At 62.2% G+C, this 19,440-nt stretch carries 19 protein-coding genes; 16 read left to right on the top strand and 3 right to left on the bottom strand.

Annotation, left to right across the window (positions count from 1 at the left end):
- Positions 1–53: 53 nt before the first annotated feature.
- The 13 genes from PK789_RS05355 to mgtE all read left to right on the top strand — a co-directional run bounded on the left by PK789_RS05355 (position 54) and on the right by mgtE (position 11,213).
- The gene (locus PK789_RS05355; RefSeq protein WP_324307544.1) at positions 54–1,052 is read left to right on the top strand and encodes a KpsF/GutQ family sugar-phosphate isomerase; all 999 of its coding nucleotides are present in this window, start codon (positions 54–56) and stop codon (positions 1,050–1,052) included.
- A complete protein-coding gene (locus tag PK789_RS05350; RefSeq protein WP_324307542.1) occupies positions 1,052–1,600 on the top strand; it encodes a KdsC family phosphatase in 549 nt (182 codons plus the stop codon). The genes PK789_RS05355 and PK789_RS05350 overlap by 1 nt, the downstream gene beginning before the upstream one ends.
- Complete coding sequence (lptC, locus tag PK789_RS05345) at positions 1,597–2,151, top strand: LPS export ABC transporter periplasmic protein LptC (protein ID WP_324307541.1); 555 nt, start codon at positions 1,597–1,599, stop codon at positions 2,149–2,151. Before PK789_RS05350 ends, lptC begins: the two co-directional genes overlap by 4 nt.
- 31 nt (positions 2,152–2,182) lie before the next feature.
- Positions 2,183–2,668, top strand: a complete 486-nt coding sequence (gene lptA, locus PK789_RS05340) for a lipopolysaccharide transport periplasmic protein LptA (protein ID WP_324307540.1) — start codon at positions 2,183–2,185, stop codon at positions 2,666–2,668.
- Positions 2,668–3,387 carry an LPS export ABC transporter ATP-binding protein gene (gene lptB, locus PK789_RS05335; RefSeq protein WP_324307539.1) on the top strand — a complete coding sequence of 240 codons (720 nt, stop codon included), beginning with the start codon at positions 2,668–2,670 and terminating at the stop codon, positions 3,385–3,387. Before lptA ends, lptB begins: the two co-directional genes overlap by 1 nt.
- Before the next feature lie 72 nt (positions 3,388–3,459).
- Positions 3,460–4,887, top strand: a complete 1,428-nt coding sequence (locus PK789_RS05330) for an RNA polymerase factor sigma-54 (RefSeq protein WP_324307538.1) — start codon at positions 3,460–3,462, stop codon at positions 4,885–4,887.
- A 59-nt stretch (positions 4,888–4,946) separates the two neighbouring features.
- Positions 4,947–5,273, top strand: a complete 327-nt coding sequence (gene hpf / locus PK789_RS05325; protein WP_324307537.1) for a ribosome hibernation-promoting factor, HPF/YfiA family — start codon at positions 4,947–4,949, stop codon at positions 5,271–5,273.
- 31 nt (positions 5,274–5,304) lie between these two features.
- Positions 5,305–6,261 carry an HPr(Ser) kinase/phosphatase gene (hprK, locus tag PK789_RS05320; RefSeq protein WP_324307535.1) on the top strand — a complete coding sequence of 319 codons (957 nt, stop codon included), beginning with the start codon at positions 5,305–5,307 and terminating at the stop codon, positions 6,259–6,261.
- Complete coding sequence (gene rapZ / locus PK789_RS05315; protein ID WP_324307533.1) at positions 6,258–7,151, top strand: RNase adapter RapZ; 894 nt, start codon at positions 6,258–6,260, stop codon at positions 7,149–7,151. The genes hprK and rapZ overlap by 4 nt, the downstream gene beginning before the upstream one ends.
- 109 nt (positions 7,152–7,260) lie before the next feature.
- Positions 7,261–7,653, top strand: a complete 393-nt coding sequence (locus PK789_RS05310) for a PTS sugar transporter subunit IIA (RefSeq protein ID WP_324307532.1) — start codon at positions 7,261–7,263, stop codon at positions 7,651–7,653.
- A 36-nt stretch (positions 7,654–7,689) separates the two neighbouring features.
- Positions 7,690–7,959 (top strand): HPr family phosphocarrier protein, encoded by a 270-nt coding sequence (locus PK789_RS05305; protein ID WP_324307530.1) that lies wholly within the window; start codon positions 7,690–7,692, stop codon positions 7,957–7,959.
- Entirely contained in the window at positions 7,959–9,692 is a 1,734-nt protein-coding gene (gene ptsP / locus PK789_RS05300; RefSeq protein ID WP_324307529.1) for a phosphoenolpyruvate--protein phosphotransferase, read from the top strand. Before PK789_RS05305 ends, ptsP begins: the two co-directional genes overlap by 1 nt.
- A 159-nt stretch (positions 9,693–9,851) precedes the next feature.
- Complete coding sequence (gene mgtE, locus PK789_RS05295; protein WP_324307528.1) at positions 9,852–11,213, top strand: magnesium transporter; 1,362 nt, start codon at positions 9,852–9,854, stop codon at positions 11,211–11,213.
- A 25-nt stretch (positions 11,214–11,238) separates the two neighbouring features.
- On the opposite strand, the gene PK789_RS05290 is transcribed toward mgtE, so the two are convergent.
- Both PK789_RS05290 and PK789_RS05285 read right to left on the bottom strand, forming a co-directional pair.
- Positions 11,239–12,174 (bottom strand): aspartate carbamoyltransferase catalytic subunit, encoded by a 936-nt coding sequence (locus PK789_RS05290; RefSeq protein WP_324307527.1) that lies wholly within the window; start codon positions 12,172–12,174, stop codon positions 11,239–11,241.
- A gap of 114 nt (positions 12,175–12,288) precedes the next feature.
- Positions 12,289–14,589, bottom strand: a complete 2,301-nt coding sequence (locus PK789_RS05285) for an NADP-dependent malic enzyme (RefSeq protein ID WP_324307526.1) — start codon at positions 14,587–14,589, stop codon at positions 12,289–12,291.
- An 86-nt stretch (positions 14,590–14,675) separates the two neighbouring features.
- On the opposite strand from PK789_RS05285, the gene gltS reads away from it, so the two are divergent.
- From gltS to PK789_RS05270, 3 genes are read left to right on the top strand one after another with little or no spacing between them, the layout of a single operon-like run.
- Entirely contained in the window at positions 14,676–15,872 is a 1,197-nt protein-coding gene (gene gltS / locus PK789_RS05280) for a sodium/glutamate symporter (RefSeq protein WP_324307524.1), read from the top strand.
- A 5-nt stretch (positions 15,873–15,877) separates the two neighbouring features.
- Positions 15,878–17,137, top strand: coding sequence for an FAD-dependent oxidoreductase (locus PK789_RS05275; protein ID WP_324307523.1), 1,260 nt, complete (start codon positions 15,878–15,880; stop codon positions 17,135–17,137).
- Positions 17,134–18,468 (top strand): hypothetical protein, encoded by a 1,335-nt coding sequence (locus PK789_RS05270; protein ID WP_324307522.1) that lies wholly within the window; start codon positions 17,134–17,136, stop codon positions 18,466–18,468. The genes PK789_RS05275 and PK789_RS05270 overlap by 4 nt, the downstream gene beginning before the upstream one ends.
- 7 nt (positions 18,469–18,475) lie before the next feature.
- On the opposite strand, the gene PK789_RS05265 is transcribed toward PK789_RS05270, so the two are convergent.
- A partial coding sequence (locus PK789_RS05265; protein WP_324307520.1) for a hypothetical protein occupies positions 18,476–19,440 on the bottom strand: 965 nt, incomplete at its 5' end.

The following is a 19,440-nucleotide window of genomic DNA, read 5'->3' as shown; positions in this document are numbered from 1 at the left end:
GGCGGCTAGGTGGACTGAAGTAAACTGAACGGACAAGTTTAGCGGAAACCGCCGTGCCTTCTGCCAGTCACGCCCCATCTGATTCATTTGATTTCGCCGCCAGCGGCCGTCGCGTCTTTGCCATCGAGGGCGAAGCACTGACTGCCGTGGCCGCGCGTCTAGACGGAGCCTTCAGCGCCGCGTGTCGGGCCATTTTGGCCTGCCGTGGGCGGGTGGTGTGCACGGGGATGGGCAAGTCCGGGCATGTGGCGCGCAAGATCGCCGCCACCTTGGCCTCGACCGGCACCCCCGCGTTTTACATGCACCCGGGCGAAGCCGCGCATGGCGACTTGGGCATGGTGACCGATGCCGACGTGGTGCTGGCCCTGTCGTATTCCGGTGAAAGTGATGAAGTCTTGCTGCTACTGCCGGCGCTCAAACGCCAAGGCAATGTGGTGCTGGCGATGACCGGGCGCGGCCAGTCCACGCTGGCGCGTGAAGCCGACACCCATCTGGATGTGGCGGTGCCGGTGGAAGCCTGCCCGCTGCAACTGGCGCCCACCTCCAGCACTACCGCCGCACTGGCGATGGGCGATGCGCTGGCCGTGGCCTTGCTGGAAGCACGCGGCTTCACCGCCGATGACTTTGCCCGCTCGCACCCGGCCGGTGCCTTGGGCCGCCGCCTGTTGCTGCATATCACCGATGTGATGCATGTGGGCGATGACGTGCCCAAGGTGGGACCGGCTGCCAGCATCAGCGAAGCGCTGGTGGAAATGAGCCGCAAGCGGCTGGGTATGACCGCGGTGGTGGATACCGATAACCACCTGCTGGGCCTATACACCGATGGCGATCTACGCCGCAGTTTGGACGATGCCAATGTGGACTTGCGCCACACCCGCATCGACGCGGTGATGACCCGCGCGCCGCGCACCATCAGCGCCGACGCCTTGGCCGCTGAAGCCGCGCAATTGATGGAAACGCACAAGATCAACGCCTTGCTGGTCACCAATCGCGCCGGCCAGGTGGTGGGCGCGCTCAATATCCACGACCTGCTGCGCGCACGGGTGGTGTGATGACGCTGCCCCCCACCTACTCCGCAGAATTGCTGGCCCGCGCGGCAAAAATCCGTCTGATCGGGTTTGATGTCGATGGCACCCTGACCGATGGCGGCCTGATCTACAGCAGCGATAACCACGAGTCCAAGTGCTTCCACGTGCAAGACGGGCTGGGGCTGGTGCTACTGCGGCAGGCTGGCATCGCAACCGCACTGGTCAGCGCGCGCCACAGCCCGGTCACCGCTGCGCGTGGGGTCGATTTGAAAATCCCGCATCTGCATATCGGTGAGCGCCACAAACTGGCGCGGATGCGCACGATCGCCGCTGAGCTGGGCATCGGTATGGACGCGGTCGCCTTTATGGGCGATGACCTACCGGATCTGGCCACCCTGCGCGACGTTGGCTTGGCCATCGTCCCCGCCGATGCCCACCATTGGGTGCAGCCGGCGGCCCACTGGGTCACCCCACGCCGCGCCGGCCACGGTGCAGCGCGCGACGCCTGCGACCTGCTGCTGTACGCGCAAGGCCGCGTGGACGCCATCCTTGAACATGGTGAACACCCATGAACTGGCGTCTGCTCGCCACCGCATGTTTGCTATTGGCCGCCATTGCTAGCGGCTGGTCGGTCTGGCGGCAATTTCATCCAGAGCAAGACGTCGTGCTGAACACCCGCCCCGACTATGTGCTGCACGATTACGAAATCGTATCGCTGGACAAACTGGGCAAAGAATCGTTCACCCTGCGTGGGCCGCGTTTGCAGCGTGATCCGGCCGATAAAACCATGACTCTGATTACCCCACAATTCCAAGTGCCTGACCGCGAACAGCACTATTGGGATGTGCGCGCACAACGCGGCTTCGTACCTGCCGGTGGTGGCCAGCTGGAATTGACCGGGCAAGTGATCGCAATCAGCCCCCCACAAGCACCGCCGGCCACACGCATCGAAACCGAATCACTGACCTTACTGCTGGGCGAACATCACGCCCAAACCAGTGATGCCGTGACCATTACCCAGCCCGGTCTTACAATGCGCGGCATCGGCATGCGCGCGGATCTTGACCGCCAGCACGTCTCCCTTCTCTCACAGGTCCGCGCCCGCTATGTCCCGCAGCATTGATCTTTGCGCTTCCCTACTGGTTCTGCTCACCATGGCAGGTACCGTCAGCGCCCGCAGCACCGACCGCAACCAACCGATGGATATCAATTCCAATGCCAGCGATTGCAGCAGCTTGGGCGCCAATGCCAGCTGCACACTGACCGGTAATGTCACCATCGATCAAGGCAGCTTGCATGTGAAGTCGGCCAAAGCCGTCATCCAGCAAGCCAATGGCAACCCCAGCCGCGCCCTACTCAGCGGCGGGGTGACCTTGCAACAAGATATGGATGATGGCGACCGCATCGACGCCAGCGCCGCCAATGTCGATTACGACATGAAAAACGAAACCATGGTGTTCACCGGCAATGTGGTGATCAAACAATCGCGCGGCAGTATCAATGGCGAACGGGTGGTCTATAACCTCAAGTCCGGCCAGTTGCAAAGCGGTGGCGAAGGCGGTGGCCGGGTCAAGATGCGGATTCTGCCCAAAGACACCGCGGCCTCGTCTGCGCAAAGCAGTGCCAAGGGCAACCCCTGATGCTGGTCGCCGAAGGGCTGCGCAAGCGCTACCGGTCCCGCGAGGTGGTGCGTGACTTCGGGCTCACGCTGAAGCCAGGGGAAGTGGTTGGCCTGCTGGGCCCCAACGGTGCCGGCAAGACCACCTGTTTCTACATGATCGTGGGCTTGGTCGCCGCCGATGCCGGGCGCATTTTGCTGGACGGCACCGATATCACCGACCTGCCGATGTATGCCCGCGCCCGCCTTGGCCTTGGCTACCTGCCACAAGAGCCTTCCGTGTTTCGCAAACTCAGCGTGGCCGACAACATCCGGCTGGTGCTGGAATTGCGCAAAGACTTGGACGATGACGGCCGCGAGCACGAGCTCAATGCCTTGCTGGATGAATTACAAATCGGCCACGTCACCGACCAGCCGGGTGCCAGTCTGTCCGGCGGCGAACGGCGGCGTGTGGAAATTGCCCGTGCCCTGGCCGGCAAGCCGCGCATGATTTTGCTGGATGAACCCTTTGCCGGCGTGGATCCCATTTCGGTGAATGAAATCCAGCGCATCGTGCGCCATCTCAAACAACGTGGTATCGGCGTTTTAATTACCGATCACAATGTGCGCGAAACCCTGGGCATTTGCGACCGCGCTTACATCCTGGCCGAAGGCGGCGTACTGGCGCAGGGCGCACCGGCAGCACTGCTGGATAACCAAGACGTGCGTCGCGTTTATCTGGGTGAAGACTTTCGTCTGTAACCTTCTGCCACAGGTGGCAGTCGCGGCCCGGGTGCGGCCAATTTCCTTGCAACTGGCGCTATGCTGCAAGCAATGAAGCCGCACCTGTCCACCACCACCTCGCAAAATTTGGTGCTGACGCCGCAACTGCGGCAGGCCATCCATTTATTGCAGCTGTCCACCGCCGAGCTGGAAGCCGAAGTGGCCGAGGCCGTGGCCAGCAACCCGCTGCTAGATTGGGTGGAAGAGGGTGACCACGGCAGCGACATGGCCGATAGCAGCACGCCAGCGCCCACCGAGCCCGGCCCCGCCGAAGCCGATACATCCCATTCGGCGGATGAGGACCGCTGGGAACACGAGCCGGAACCGTGGCCCGAACGCGCTGGCAGCAGCAGTGCGCGTGAGCACGACGACTTCGAACACTCCGCCGGCGAGGACAGCCTGCACGACCATCTGCTATGGCAATTGCATTTAGGCCATTTCAGCCCACGTGATAGCCGCATCGGCATTGCCCTGATCGACGCCATCGATGACGACGGCTACCTGCGCGAAGACTTGCACGAATTGCTGGCCAGCCTGCGCCCCGAGCTCGACACCACGCTTGAAGATGCGCTGCCGGTACTGCGCAGAATCCAGCAATTTGACCCGGCCGGCGTGGCGGCACGCGACTTGGGCGAATGCCTGTCCCTGCAATTACGCGCCCTGCCGGAAAGCACCTGCGGCCGCACGGTTGCCCTGCAACTCACCGCGGATGCCCTGCAGCGCCTCCCCAAATTGGGTATCGCTGGTATTTGCTCAGAAACCGGTTGCAGCAGTGCGGATGCCGAAGCCGCGGTGCACTTGCTGCGCTCACTCAACCCACGCCCGGGTGCGCAATACGGCGCGCTGCCCAGTGGCAGTTATGTGATCCCCGATTGCGTGATCTGGCGGCAGCAAGGCCTATGGCATGTTGCCTTGGGTGCCGGCGCAATGCCTAGAGTTGCCATCCAGCGCGATTATCAACAAATGCTTCGGCATACCGGCGGTGCCGATGCTGATTATTTGCGCGGGCACCTGCAAGAAGCACGCTGGCTGCTGAAAGGGCTGGAGTCCCGCGCCGACACCCTGCAACGGGTGGTGCGCTGTCTGGTGCAAGAACAAACCGGGTTTTTGGAATTTGGCCCGCAAGCGCTGCGTCCGTTGACCCTGCGCAGCGTGGCCGAAACGCTGGGCCTGCACGAATCCACAGTGTCACGCGCCGTGGCGCGCAAATATGTGCGCACACCGCGTGGCACCTTGGCCCTGCGAGACTTTTTTGCCTCCGGTATCGACACCGATGCCGGCGGCAGCGCGTCCAGCACCGCCATCCAAGACCGCATTCGGCAACTGGTGGCGGCCGAAAATCCACGCAAGCCCTTGTCGGATGCTCGGCTTGCCGATACGTTGAAGACTGAAGGTGTGCCGGTGGCTAGGCGCACCGTGGCAAAGTACCGTGAAGCGTTGCAAATTCCGGCATCGCACGAACGCGTGCGGATCGGCTGACACCGTTCCGCGCACCCGCCACGGGCAACCGCTCGTGGTCCATGCAGAAGGAGGTCAAGATGCAGATCGAAACCTATGGCCAGCAAATGGAAGTCACGCCTGCCCTGCGCAGCCACGTGGAAACCCGCTTTGAGCGCCTCGCGCGGCATTTCGAAGGTGATTGCGAAATCCGTGTGCAGCTGGCGCTAGAAAAGCCCCAGCACAAAGCCATCGCCACCATCAATGTGGCCGGGCGCACCTTGCATGGCGATGCCGTCGGCCCCGATATGTACGCGGCCATCGACTTGTTGGTGGACAAACTCGACCGGCAACTGATCAAGCACAAGGAAAAACAACTGGAACAGCGTAAGGGCGAGGGTTTGGCCAAAAGTGGTGTGTTCGAGTGATGGCGATGCAGCCTTCGCCTTGGGCTGACCTGTGAGCAGCACCCGCATCACCGCCACCGAGCTGTTTGCCAGCCAGCAAGAGCGCTTGGCTCTGCGCTGGCTGGCCGGGCAGGAACGTGGCGGGCAACGGGTGTTGGAAGCCGTCAATACGGTCGCGCGCCGGCCATCGCTGGCGGGCTACCTCAACGCGATTTACCCCAACAAAGTGCAGATTCTTGGCACCGAAGAACTGGAATGGCTGGACGGACTGGATGCGCGCCAGCGCTGGGAAACCATCCACAAGATCATCGACTTTCGTCCACTGGCGCTGGTCATCAGCAAAAATCAAAGCTGCCCAGAAGACCTGCGCAGCGCCGCCGAGGAAACCGACACCCCCCTGTGGCTGTCACCACGACGCGGCCATGAACTGCTCAACCACCTGCAATACGTGCTGGCGCGCACGCTGGCCCCGCGCGTCACCCTGCATGGGGTGTTCATGGAAATTTATTCCATCGGCGTGCTGATTACCGGCGAGTCGGGCTCAGGCAAAAGCGAGCTGGCTCTGGAACTGGTTACCCGTGGCCATCGGCTGGTGGCCGACGACGCCCCCGAATTCACCCAGATCGCCCCCGATGTGCTGGACGGTGCCTGCCCCGAACTTCTGCAAGACATGCTGGAACTGCGTGGTCTGGGCGTGCTCAATATCCGCCAAATGTTTGGCGATACTGCGGTCAAGCGCAACAAATACCTGCGCCTGATCGTGCACCTCAGCAAACCATCACTGCACGCGGACAGCAGCGGAATGGAGCGCCTGACCGGCGATCTGGGTAGCCGTCGGGTACTGGATTTGGATGTCCCGATGATCACCATCCCGGTGATGGCCGGCCGCAACCTGGCGGTCTTGACCGAAGCCGCCACCCGCACGCATATCCTGCGCAGTAAAGGCATTGACCCGGCGGCTGCGTTCATGGCCCGGCATAGTCATTTTTTGGAAAGCGCGGCGCAATGAATACCCCGCCCGTCCCCGCTCCACTCCCAGCCCCACTCCCCGCACTGGTCATCGTCAGTGGTATGTCCGGTTCCGGCAAATCCGGCACCCTGCACACTTTGGAAGACTTGGGCTATTACTGCGTGGACAACCTGCCGGCCGAACTGCTACCGGAATTCATCCGCCGCATGCAGGACAATGCTGCAGCCCCGTCCAAAATTGCCGTCGTGATCGATGCCCGCACCTTGGGGGATCTATCGGATGTGCCAACCGCACTGTCCGACATCGGGGCCTTGGGTGCCGATCCGCGCCTGTTGTTTTTGGAAGCCCGTGACGATGTCCTGCTGCGGCGCTACGCCGACACCCGCCGCCGCCACCCGTTCAGCCACCTTGGGCTGGGGCTGGCCGATGCCATCGCGCTGGATCGGCAAGCCTTACGCCCATTGCGGCAGATCGCCGATATTCTGCTGGACACCAGCGAAATGAACATCCATCAGATGCGTCGGCGCATTCTGTCGGAGTTTGGGCTGGAAGGTGCTGAGGTGTCACTGCTGTTTGAGTCCTTCGCCTATCGCCACGGCGTGCCGGCCGATGCTGACTTTTTGTTTGATGCCCGCGTGTTGCCCAACCCGCATTGGGATGCACGCTTGCGCCCGCTGTCCGGGCGTGACGCACAGGTGCGCGACTACCTCGACCAGCAGACGGAAGTCACCACCTACGTCACCCAAGTGCAAGGGTTTTTGGATACCTGGCTCCCAAAGCTGCGCACCAACACCCGCAGCTATGTCACCGTGGCATTTGGGTGCAGTGGCGGCCGCCATCGCTCGGTATATTTGGCCGAACGCATGGCCCAGTACTTCCGTCATCATGGCTGGCCGGAAGCCAGCGCACACCACCGCGAACTGGACTGATACGCCGGCATCCGCGCCATCGCAGCCAAACCATCGCAGCCAAGCCACCGTACCCATGCAATGCGTAATGTGCTTTCGCAGCGTCATCGTGGTCTGTTAAGTTTGCAGCATGACCGTCGGCATCCTCCTCATTACTCACGAAGGCATTGGCAGCGCACTGCTGGCGGTTACCACGCGCCTGCTACGCAATTTGCCATTGCCCTGCGAAGCGTTTGATGTCCCCTTCGATGGCGACCCCGACAGCCTGCTACCACTGGCCAGTGCGGCGATGCGGCGGGTGGATGCCGGGCATGGCGTCTTGGTGCTGACCGATCTGTACGGTGCCACGCCCAGCAATCTTGCCGCGCGGCTTGCCAGACTGGGAACCCCCGTGCGCCGGGTGTCCGCACTCAGCCTCCCCATGCTGCTGCGGGTCATGAACTATGCCGAACTGGATCTGGACGATCTGCCTGCGGTTGCTGCCGCAGGGTCACGTAATGGAGCCATTACCGATGATGCTTGAACACCCCATCTTCCCCTGCGGCTGCGGAGCGCACGCATGATTCGCCGCGACCTGACCATCACCAATCGCCTGGGTCTGCACGCACGCGCCACCGCCAAATTGGTGCAACTACTCTCCACCTTTCACTGCCAAGCCACACTGGAAGCACGTGGCCGCGAGGTCAACGCAAAAAGCATCATGGGGGTGATGTTGTTGGCCGCCGGCCCCGGCTCGCAGGTCACCTTGCAAGTGGATGGCGAAGATGCACAAGCCGCTGCCGATGCGGTCACGTCGCTGTTCGAACGCCGTTTTGACGAGGACAGCTGATGCGCCAGTTGCTGCCCGGTACCGCTGCCGCGCGCGGTTGCGCACTCGGGCAAGCGCGCGTGCGTTTGCCGCATGCATTGGATGTGGAAGAAACCAAAATTGCCGCCGATGCGGTGGAATCCGAGCTGCAACGCTTCCACACTGCGGTTACCACGGTGCGGGCCGAAATGCGCGAGCTGCGCGATCGCTTGCATGGTGCGCTGGCACACGAGGTGGGTGAGTTCATCGACCTTCATGCCATGCTGCTGGATGACCCTGAACTACTTTCGGGGATCGATGCGCTGATTCGCACCGGTCACTATTCGGCCGACTACGCACTGCGCCTGCAACGCAACCGCTTGGCGGCGGTGTTTGAAAGCATGGACGATGCCTACCTGCGTAGCCGCATCGACGACATCGACCAAGTGATTGGCCGCTTGCACGCCGCGCTCAATAGCCACCATGCGGTGCTGCAAGGCGTGTCCGGCGAGATCCTCATCACCGACAGCGTGGCCCCCGCCGAACTGGCGCAACTGCAGTCGCAAGGCGTGGTGGGCGTGGTTACCGCCGGTGGCAGCCCGCTCTCGCACAGCGCCATCTTGGCGCGCAGCCTGCACCTGCCGTTGGTAGTGGGCAACCCGCAATTGCTGCAAAAAGCCAACGATGGCGATGTCCTGGTCATCGATGGCGGCACCGGCTTGGTGATATTGGAGCCCAACGCGGCCGACCTGCGCGCCCATCATGCGCGCGTGGCCGAAGCCCGCCGCGAGCGTCGCCAACTCAACCGGTTACGGCGGGAACCTTCGCGCACCCGCGACGGCGTTGACGTCAAACTCTGGGCCAATGCCGAATCCCGCGATGACGTCAGCGAGGCACATGCGCTAGGCGCCGCCGGGGTAGGCTTATATCGCACCGAATTTTTGTTTCTAGGCAGCCAAGTCCTGCCGGATGAAGACGCCCAATTTCGCGCCTATCGCGATGCCGTGCTGGCGATGACCGGGCGCACCGTCACCATCCGCACACTGGATTTAGGTGCCGACAAAGCCGACAAAACCGGGCTGGCCCTGCGTGACGAACCCAACCCGGCGCTGGGCTTGCGCGGCGTCCGCCTGTCACTGGCCCGGCCCGAGCTACTGCGCACGCAAATGCGTGCCATCGCCCGCGCCTCCGGCTATGGCCCGCTGCGTGCCTTGGTGCCGATGGTGTCGGGTGCCGAGGACATGCACGCGATGCGCGCGGCGTTGACCACTGCGGTGCACGAGCTGCGCGCCGAAGGTTGCGAAGTTGCCGAGCACATCCCGCTGGGGGCGATGATCGAAGTGCCATCCGCCGCACTGGCCCTGCCAAGCTTCATCAACGACTGTGATTTCCTCTCGATCGGCACCAATGACTTAGTGCAATACCTGTTGGCCGCCGACCGTACCAACGAGTCCCTGGGCGAGCTGTATTCGCCGCTGCACCCTGCCGTGGTGCGGGTATTGCACGATGTAATCCGAACCGGCCAGCGCCGCCAAGTCCCGGTGACCGTGTGCGGTGAAATCGCCGCCGATCCCAACTTCGTCCCGCTGCTGCTGGCCTTGGGCCTGACCGAGCTCAGCCTGCATCCGGCCACCTTGTTGGAAGTGCGGCAAACGATTCGTGAAAGCACACATGCGCGTCTGCGTGCCGCCGCGCCAGCGTTGTTGCGCGCACCCAATCGCGCCGCGATCCAGCGCTGGCTGACGCGCAACACGCTGGCGTCAGCGCAAGGATAAGTCACGCGCTGGGCACCCGCACTGCCGTGTGCCACTACGGCGTGCGCAGCGCTTGGACAGTTGTCATCTGCGCAAGCGATAATGCAACCATCATGACCGCCTGATCTCACGCCTGCCTGCCCTGCATCGCGGCGTCCACCTCTATCGCCGGAAGCCACCATGGCAGAAGCAATCCGCCACGACAAGACCGCGCGTCAACTGCGTCTGCTCTCCGATGCCTTGGATAGTGGCCGGCTGGGGCCGGTGCGGCGCATGGTCAACACGCTGTCGCCGGCGGAAATCGGCAACCTGCTGGAATCGCTGCCACCGGGCAAACGCAGTGTGGTGTGGGGGCTGGTGGATGCCGAAGACGACGGCGAAGTGTTGGTACACGTTGGCGAGGAAGTGCGTGAAAGCCTGATTGCGGATATGGATCAGGACGAACTGGTGGCCGCCGCCGCCGACCTCGACATCGACGACTTGGCCGACTTGGTCGAAGACCTACCCGATACCGTCATCGACGAAGTCTTGAAGTCGATGGACCGCGAAAACCGCGAGCGCCTGGAACAAGTGCTCTCGTATGCCGAAGACAGCGCCGGCCGCTTGATGAACCCGGACGTGGTCACCGTGCGTGCCGACACCACCATCGACGTGGTGCTGCGCTATCTGCGTCTGCGCGGTGAACTGCCCGACCACACCGACCATCTGTATGTGGTCAGCAAGCGCCACCAATACCTGGGCCGAATCGCCCTACAAGCGCTACTCACCCACGAGGCCGGCACCCCGATCAACCAGTTGATGGATGGCGAGCAACCGGCCATCGATGTCAACGAAACCTCCAGCGAAGTGGCGCGGCAATTCTCCGACCACGACTGGATCAGCGCGCCAGTGGTGGATGACAACAACATCCTGCTGGGCCGCATCACCGTCGATGACGTGCTCGATATCATCCGCGCGCAGGCCGAGCACCAAGTGATGTCGGCTGCGGGTTTGGACGAGGACGAAGATCTGTTCTCGCCGGTGCGGCGCGCCTTCCGGCGGCGCATGTTGTGGCTGACCATCAATCTGGCCACTGCATTTTTGGCGGCCTCGGTGGTCAATCAATTTTCCAACACAATCGCGCACTTGGTGTCGCTGGCGGTGTTGATGCCCATCGTGGCCGGCATGGGGGGTAATGCCGGCACCCAAGTGCTGGCGCTGATGGTGCGTGGCTTGGCGTTAGGCCAGATTGGCGGCACCAATATCGGTGCGCTGGTGTGGAAAGAGGTGCGCATCGCCATCATCAACGGCATCGGCATCGGCTTGCTATTGGCTTTGATCGTGCTGGCATGGTTCCACGACCCCAAACTGTCCTTGGTGATTGGACTGGCATTGACCATCAACTTCACCTCGGCGGCACTGGCCGGGGTGTTTGTGCCGGTAACGGTGAAGCGCTTTGGCTTCGATCCGGCACTGGCTGGCGGGGTGATCTTGACCACCGTCACCGACGTGATGGGCTTTCTGTCGTTCTTGGGGCTGGCGACGCTGATTTTGCTGCGCTAAGTCGGCGGTTTTGACGCTGGCTACGTCAGTTGGTGAGTACCACTTCCAACACCGCCATCCGTACCGCCACCCCATTGGCCACTTGGTTCAGAATGCGCGACTGTGGCCCATCGGCCACTTCGTCGGTAATTTCAACCCCCCGATTCATCGGCCCCGGATGCATCACGATGGCATCGGCCGCAGCCCGTTGCAGGCGCGCAGCTGTCAGCCCGTAATCGCGGTGGTAATCCTCCAGTGAGGCCACCAAGCCTTCGGCCATGCGCTCGCGCTGCAAACGCAGCATCATCGCCGCGTCCACGCCTTCCAGTGCGGCATCCAAATCCTCGGTGACGATGCAACCGTGCAGGGTGTCATCGTCCGGCAACAATGCCGCCGGCCCACACACACGGATCTCACCGCAGCCCAGCGCACGCAGCGCATGCACATCCGAGCGCGCCACCCGCGAGTGCTTCACATCCCCCACGATCACCACTTTCAGCTTGGAAAAATCCTCGCCCTTGGCCTGGCGCAAGGTCAGCATGTCCAACAAGCCCTGGGTGGGATGGTGGCTGCGGCCATCGCCCGCATTGACCACCGCAACCCCGGCTTTGGCCGCTGCGGCCAGCGCCGCCACCGCGCCATCGCTTTTATGGCGCACCACAAACCCGCGCACGCCCATCGCCTCGATCGTGCGGAACGTGTCCAGATCGGTCTCGCCCTTGGTCACCGACGAGGTGGACGCATCAAAATTGAGGCTGTACGCACCCAACCGCTGCGCCGCCAGTTGAAAGCTGAGGCGGGTGCGAGTGGAAGGCTCGAAGAACAAGGTACACACCGCCACTCCCGCCAATGCCTGGGGTGCCTGTGCGCCCTCAGCAAACGCCTGTGCACGCTGCAATACGTGCTTGAGGTGATGCACTGGCAGCAACTCTAGGTCCAGCAAATGGCGGAAAGATGCGCTGGTGTCGGCGTGCAGGCTCATGGCAACGAGAAAATGGGGCAGTGGAATCAGCCGCCTATTGTACGGCGTTCACGTTGGCCCAATTTTTGGCCGCGCCCAACATGCCACCGCAGCAATGCGGCGGCACGTACTCGCTTACCCACTCCGTGACTTCAACTCGTCGCGGATATGTGCCTCTACCGACGCAATCGCAGTCATATTCGCGATACGGCGTGCCGACGAGGCCGGGGTCAGGATATGCGCGGGCTTGTCCAAGCCCATCAAAATGGGGCCGATGGCCACGCCGCCGGTGGCCACGCGAATCAAGTTATAGGCGATGTTGGCGGCATCCAGATTGGGGAATACCAGCAAATTGGCGCGCCCGCTCAAGGTGGTATTGGGGAAGATACGCCGCCGCAGGGCTTCATCCCATGCGGTATCACCCATCATTTCGCCATCCACTTCGAGCTTGGGCGAACGCTTGCGGATGATTTGATATGCCTGCCGCATTTTCGCCGCGCTGGGGTCTTGGTGGCTGCCGTAATTGGAATGCGACAACAGCCCAACCTTTGGCTCGATACCAAGCAGCTTCAAGCGGTAGGCCGCCTGCAAAGTCGCCTCGGCGATCTGTTCTGCCGAAGGGTCCAACTGCACATGTGTATCGACAAAGAACCACGCGCCAGCATCGTTGATGACCGCCGTCATCGCGGCGGTGCCACTGACGCCGGCATCAAAATTGAACACGCTGCGCAAATAGCCTAGCTTCTTGTGATAACGGCCAACGATGCCGGTGATCATGGCATCGGCTTCGCCACGTTCCACCATCAAGGCGGCAATCAAGGTGGGCCGCGAGCGCAGCAGATTCTTGGCAGCGTCCGGGGTCACACCCCGCCGCTCGGTCAGCGCGTGGTACTGCCGCCAGTAGTCGTCAAAGCGAGGGTCGTCGTTGATATTGGTCAGCTCGAAATCCACGCCGGCGCGCATGCGCAGGCCGAGTTTTTCGATACGTGATTCAATGACTTCGGGCCGGCCAATCAACACCGGGAATGCCAAGCCGTCGTCAACCACCGCCTGCACCGCTTGCAGCACCACATATTCTTCGCCCTCGGCATACACCACGCGCTTGCGATGCGCGCGCGCGCGGTCGTACACCGGCTTCATCATCAAACTGGTGCGATGGATGAACTGTCCCAATTTTTCGCGGTAGGCGTCTACGTCCAGCAATGGCCGCTGGGCCACACCCGAATCCATCGCCGCCTGCGCCACCGCCGGTGCCAACTGCGTCAATAGACGCGGGTCGAACGGGCGCGGGATCAAATACTCGCGACCAAACTTCGGCACCTCACCGCCGTAAGCACTGCCCAGATCGGACGCTTCTTTGCGTGCCAACGCCGCAATCGCGCGCACGCAAGCCAGCTTCATCGCCTCGGTAATTTGCGTGGCCCCCACATCCAACGCACCACGGAAAATATACGGGAAGCACACCGCGTTATTGACTTGGTTGGGATAGTCCGAGCGACCCGTGGCGATGATGGCATCCGGACGCACCGCCTTGGCATCTTCCGGCAGGATTTCCGGATACGGGTTGGCCAGCGCCAAAATAATGGGGTTGGCCGCCATGCTGGCGACCATCTCGGCCTTCAAGATGCCACCGGCAGACAGGCCCAAGAACACATCCGCCCCGTCCACGATCTCAGCCAGCGTGCGCTTATGCGTGTCGCGTGCGTAGCGCGCCTTGTCGGGGTCCAAATTGCTGCGGCCGCTGTGGATCACGCCTTCGCGATCAAATGCCACGATATTTTCAGGCTTCACGCCCAACGCCACCAACATATCCAAACACGCAATACCCGCTGCGCCTGCGCCGGTGGTGGCCAGCTTCACATCACCAATATTTTTACCGGCCACTTCCAGTGCATTCAGCACGGCCGCACCCACAATGATTGCAGTGCCGTGTTGGTCGTCATGGAACACCGGAATTTGCATCCGCTCGCGCAATTTGCGCTCCACGATGAAGCATTCCGGCGCCTTGATATCTTCCAGATTGATACCGCCAAACGTGGGCTCCAAACTGGCGATGATGTCCACCAGTTTGTCGGGGTCGCGCTCGTTGACTTCGATATCGAAGACATCGATGCCGGCAAACTTCTGGAACAGCACGCCCTTGCCTTCCATCACCGGCTTGCCTGCCAGCGGGCCGATATCGCCCAGCCCCAGCACCGCAGTGCCATTGGAGATGACCGCCACCAAATTACCGCGCGCGGTGTACTCGCTGGCCTTGGCCGGATCGGCGGCGATTTCTTCGCAGGCAAAGGCCACCCCCGGCGAATACGCTAATGCCAAATCGCGCTGGGTCACCATCGGCTTGGTGGCCGTCACTTTGATTTTGCCCTTGGGCTCCAACCGGTGGTAATCCAGCGCGGCTTGTTTCAGATCGTCATTGGCGGGGATATCAGACATCGGGGTATGTTCCGAGGTGCATGGAGTACAGATGATGGATGATACCGGCTCTACCCGGCTGTGGCCCTCTTTAGGAAATTCCCCGGATGCTTGTCCTCGACGCCGTGCAAACCCTGGCGCTTGCCGGGATCGCCCTGTTTTTGGGCTATGCCCTGTGCCGTGTGATTCCGGTATTCGGCCGCTATAACCTGCCACCGCCGGTGATCGGCGGGCTGTTGTTCGCGCTGGCGGCGTGGGCCGCACATGCCCACGGCAGCGTGTTGTTTGTGCTGGACAGCAAGTTGCAACCGGCACTGATGGTCGCGTTCTTCACCACCATTGGCTTCAACGCCAGTGCCCGTTTGCTGAAAATCAGCGGCCGTCAGGTTGCCGTATTCTTGTTGATCGCCAGCGGCTTTGCGGTACTGCAAAACCTGCTGGGGATGGTGGTGGCTGCGGGCTTTGGGCTGCATCCCCTGTTTGGCGTCTTGGTGGGCTCCACCACCTTGACCGGCGGCCCGGCCACCGGCTTGGCATTTGCGTCGCTGTTTGAGCGCGCCGGGGTGAGTGGGGCCGAATCCATCGCGGTGGCCTCGGCCATGGCCGGGATCGTTTGCGGCGGCCTGTTGGGCGGGCCGGTCGCGACGTTGCTGATCCGCCACTTTCAATTGCATTCGCCACATCCACACGACCACCACGCACCAGACGCTGCCGTCGCGGTGGCAACCACCACCGAGGCCCAGCGCGAGCACACCGCACTCAAAAGTATCGTCACGATTCTGGTGGCGATGTGGCTGGGGGCGTGGGTCAGCAGCGGCATCACCGCCACCGGCCTGACCTTGCCGGCCTATGTCGGCGCGATGCTGGTGGGTGCGCTGCTGCGCAATCTTGATGACCGCAGCGGCTGGCTTGGGCTGTCGGTGACCACCATCGAGCTGATTGGCAATGTCTGCCTGGCGTTGTTTCTGGCGGTGGCGCTGATGAACTTAAAGTTGTGGGAACTGGCCGGCATGGCCGCCCCACTGCTGGTGAATTTGATCCTACAATCGGCATTGGTGGCGGCATTTTGTATTGTCGTATTCCGGGTGATGGGGCGCGACTACGACGCTGCGGTGATGGGTGGCGGCTTCATCGGCTTTATGTTGGGCACCACCGCCAATGCAATGGCAGTGATGCGCACCCTGGTGGAGCGCTACGGCGTGGCCCCTCGTGCATTTTTAGTGGCACCGTTGGTGGGCGCGTTTTTCATCGACTTCACCAATGCCCTGATTATCACCGGCTTCATCAATTTTTGGCCGCACTGATGCCCATGCCCATTGCACCCACTGCGCACACCGCATCTGGCTTGACCGCCGATGTGACCGCCGATGTGGCGGTGATCGGTGCCGGCGTGGTTGGCTTGGCCACCGCGTATGCGTTGGCACGCCGTGGGCTGCAAGTGGCATTGCTTGAGCGCGCCAGCGGGCCGGCACTGGGCACCTCCTTCGCCAATGGCGCGCAGTTGAGCTATGCCTATACCGATGCGATGGCCGGGCCAGCGCTATGGCAGCAGATTCCCGGCATGTTGTTGGGCAACGATGCTGCATTTCGCACGCGCGCCTCGGCAGACCCGCACTACTGGCGCTGGGGGCTGGCGTTTTTGCGCAATGCCACCGCACACCGTTTACAGCAAAACACGCTGGCCACCTTGGCATTGGCATTGGAATCACGCGCCGCTATGGCCGCGCTGTTGGACCTGCACCCGATTGCATTTGATCACCGCATCGCCGGCAAACTGCACGTCTATTACGATGCCGCCGCCCTGCCCAAAGCGCGCGCGATGATCACTGCCAAACGCGCGTTTGGCATCCAACAACAATTGCTGGATGCCGATGCTGCCATCGCCATCGAACCGGCACTGGCCGATGCGCGCGGCATCGCCGGGGTGGTGTATTCGCCAGATGAAGAAGTGGGCGATCCGTGGCGGTTTAGTCATGGGTTATTGGATGTGCTGCGTACCCATTACCGGGTGCAGGCCCTGTTTGATACCGAGGTGCGTACCCTGCGTCGCGAACGTGCGCATTGGTTCCTTGAAGCTGCCAATGGCCACGCCTTGCGCGCCCAACACATCGTGTTATGCGCGGGCATCGACAGCCATGTTCTACTAAAACGATTGGGGTTGCGCTCGCCGCTGATGGCGGTCAAAGGCTATTCGTTCACTGCCTCCTGCGGTGCGCATGCGCCCAAGGCCAGCATCACCGACACCGCGCGCAAATTGGTGTTTTGCAATTTAGGTGGGCGCATCCGGGTGGCCGGTTTGGCCGATCTCAATCATTGGGATGCCACGCCCGACCCCGTGCGTTTCCAACAACTGCTTGCACTGGCCCGCGCCTCGTTGCCGCAAGCGGCCGATTACGCCCATATCGAAACCCCATGGGCCGGCCTGCGCCCGGTCACCCCTCACTCTAGCCCGGTGATTGCGCGTGCCGGCGATGGCCTCATCCTCAATATCGGCCACGGCATGTTGGGCTGGACCTTGGCGATGGGCAGCGGCGAACGCGCCGCGCAATGCGTGCTGCGCGCGCAATGAGCACACTGCCATCCACTCGCCCGCCGTTATCCAATACTGCCGCAACAGCATGCGTCTTACTGGCGGCGCTGCTGCTGCAACTGCCGCTGATTCTCAACCCTGGCTACTTCAGCCACGACGAACTGCAATGGGCGGCGCTGGCCAACAGCAGCACGCCGTCGCCATGGTTGGAAACCTCCGCATTTCAATATCGACCACTGACCTTTTCGTTGTGGATGGCGCTATCACGGGTCTTATTCGATACACCGATGCTGTTTCATGCCGTGCTGGTGCTGTGGGGCGCACTCAATGCAGTGGCGTTGTATTGGATTGCGCACGGCGTTGGCATGCCGCGCTGGCCCGCCGTGTTCGGTGCACTGGGGTTTGTGCTGACCCCGTATGCCGCCTACACCCACGGCTGGGTAGGCTGCATGGCCGATTTGATCTGGCTAAGTTGCGCACTGGGTATTGCGCTATTGGTGCAACGCGCGCGCGCGCGATGGATGGCCGCCATCATCAGCGCCACGCTGACCACGCTGGCCCTCCTTGGCAAAGAAGCTGCCTTCGCCATCCCGCCACTGCTGGCACTGGCGTGGTGGCTGGATCGCGACAGCAATAGAAGGCCCCTGTGGCGGGCCGCCATGCTGGCCGCCGGCGCGGTATGCGCGGTGTATCTGGACTTGCGCGTGGATGTGTTGCTGCACGCCCCGCGCGAAGGCAGCCAATACACCTTGCGCCTTGCCCACGTGCCACAACGCTGGCTGGAGTACCAACTATTCACCCCCGTCGTGCCTTTGCTGGAGACCAGCACCACCCTGCATCGTCTGCGCCCCCTGTGGCTGGCGGGCGTGTTGTGGCTGGGTTTGTTGGCCGCCTTGTGGCAAACCTCACGTCGCCTGACCGCGCTGTTTTTGCTAGGCGGGTTTGCCGCTTTGCTGCCAGTGCTGGCACTGGGCAGCAGTTGGAACCACTACGCCTACGGCTTTGCCGCCATCACCGCGATGAGCGTGGCCGCCGCATGGCCGCACGCATCGCGTATGGGCCGCGTGATGATAGCCACCTTCGCCTGCCTGAGTGCATTGCACGGGGCATCAGTGATGTTGCGCATCCAGCAAGTTGGCAACATCCAAGCCGTATTTTCACCCGCACTGGCGCACGCCCTGCGCACCCACCCAGCCGGCATCACCCTGCAACTGGCACCCGACGCCAAAGACTGGATCTTCGTGCGCCTCACCCACAGCATCCCAAGCTACCAAGGCGTTGCAATAGGCAACCGCGTGCGCATCGTGCCCGCCGACACCCCCGCCGATTACCGCATCCATGCCGATGGAACGTTGCAGGCGTTGCGCTAGCGCGCACTCACGCTACTCGCAACTGCGCTGCTTGCGTAATGCCATCGTTGACGCGATCTGTGTGGTTGCAGGCCGCGGCCAGTTTTTGGGCAAACGGTTCGATGGGAGAATGCTGGTAGCGCATGCCGTGGGTGGTGCGCACATCGGCAACCGCCCAGTCCGCTGCATGTTTCCGTAGCAGCACAACGAAGTGCTCGTAGCGGTCGAGGCCATAGGTTTTCCATGCGTATCGGTTTTCGATGACGACGCGGTACGCCTGCGCCTGCCCGCTTGCGCATTCCTCGGCGTAGTGCTGGATGTCGCACCACAGGGTCTTGCCGTAATCGACAAGCTCCTGCGTGCTGGTGATCGCAGTTGCCTTGCCGCGCCAATCCTTGAAGCTTGGCAACACCGCGCACGCCCACGTTGCCACCTGCATCATCGCTGCGCGACGCGCGGCCTCGCGGCGCGCCTGCACCATTTCGCGCACATTGCAAAGCCCCGCCAATTGCTTGGCGATCTCGGGCCATTCCCGGCCAAAGCTGGCATTGGCAACACCACAGACATTGCTGACCTGCCATTTGCGAAAACGGTGTTCACGCTTCACCAAACCAACCGTCGCCTGGCAGGGCTTGCCGTCCCTTTCGAACTCGGCATGAAAGGCCAGGAACGTGCCCTTGATGCAAGCATCACGGTAGTTATCGATGCAGTGCCGCATCGTCTTGCCCTCATCGTACAAGGCCAAGGCATTGGTCAATGCACGCACCTTGCCACTGTGATGCGCCAGCTCGGTGACTGGGCTGTGCCAACTGATGGCTTGCAATGCCAGCCGCTTGCGGGTTTCGGCAGCGTCGACAAGTTGCAACCAGCGCTGCCAACTGCCATTGACCGCACCTGCCGGTGGCGCAGCTGCAATGCGCAACCACCACGCCACCACGCGGCGAATTTCGTCACGGGCCACGGCAACCGCAGCAGGATGTTGCGCGCACTCCG

This window comes from Thermomonas sp., assembly GCF_035369645.1.
In the GTDB taxonomy this organism is placed as follows: Bacteria; Pseudomonadota; Gammaproteobacteria; order Xanthomonadales; family Xanthomonadaceae; genus Thermomonas.
Note: the sequence above shows the minus strand (reverse complement) of the source record. Positions and strands in the feature narration are given on the sequence as shown.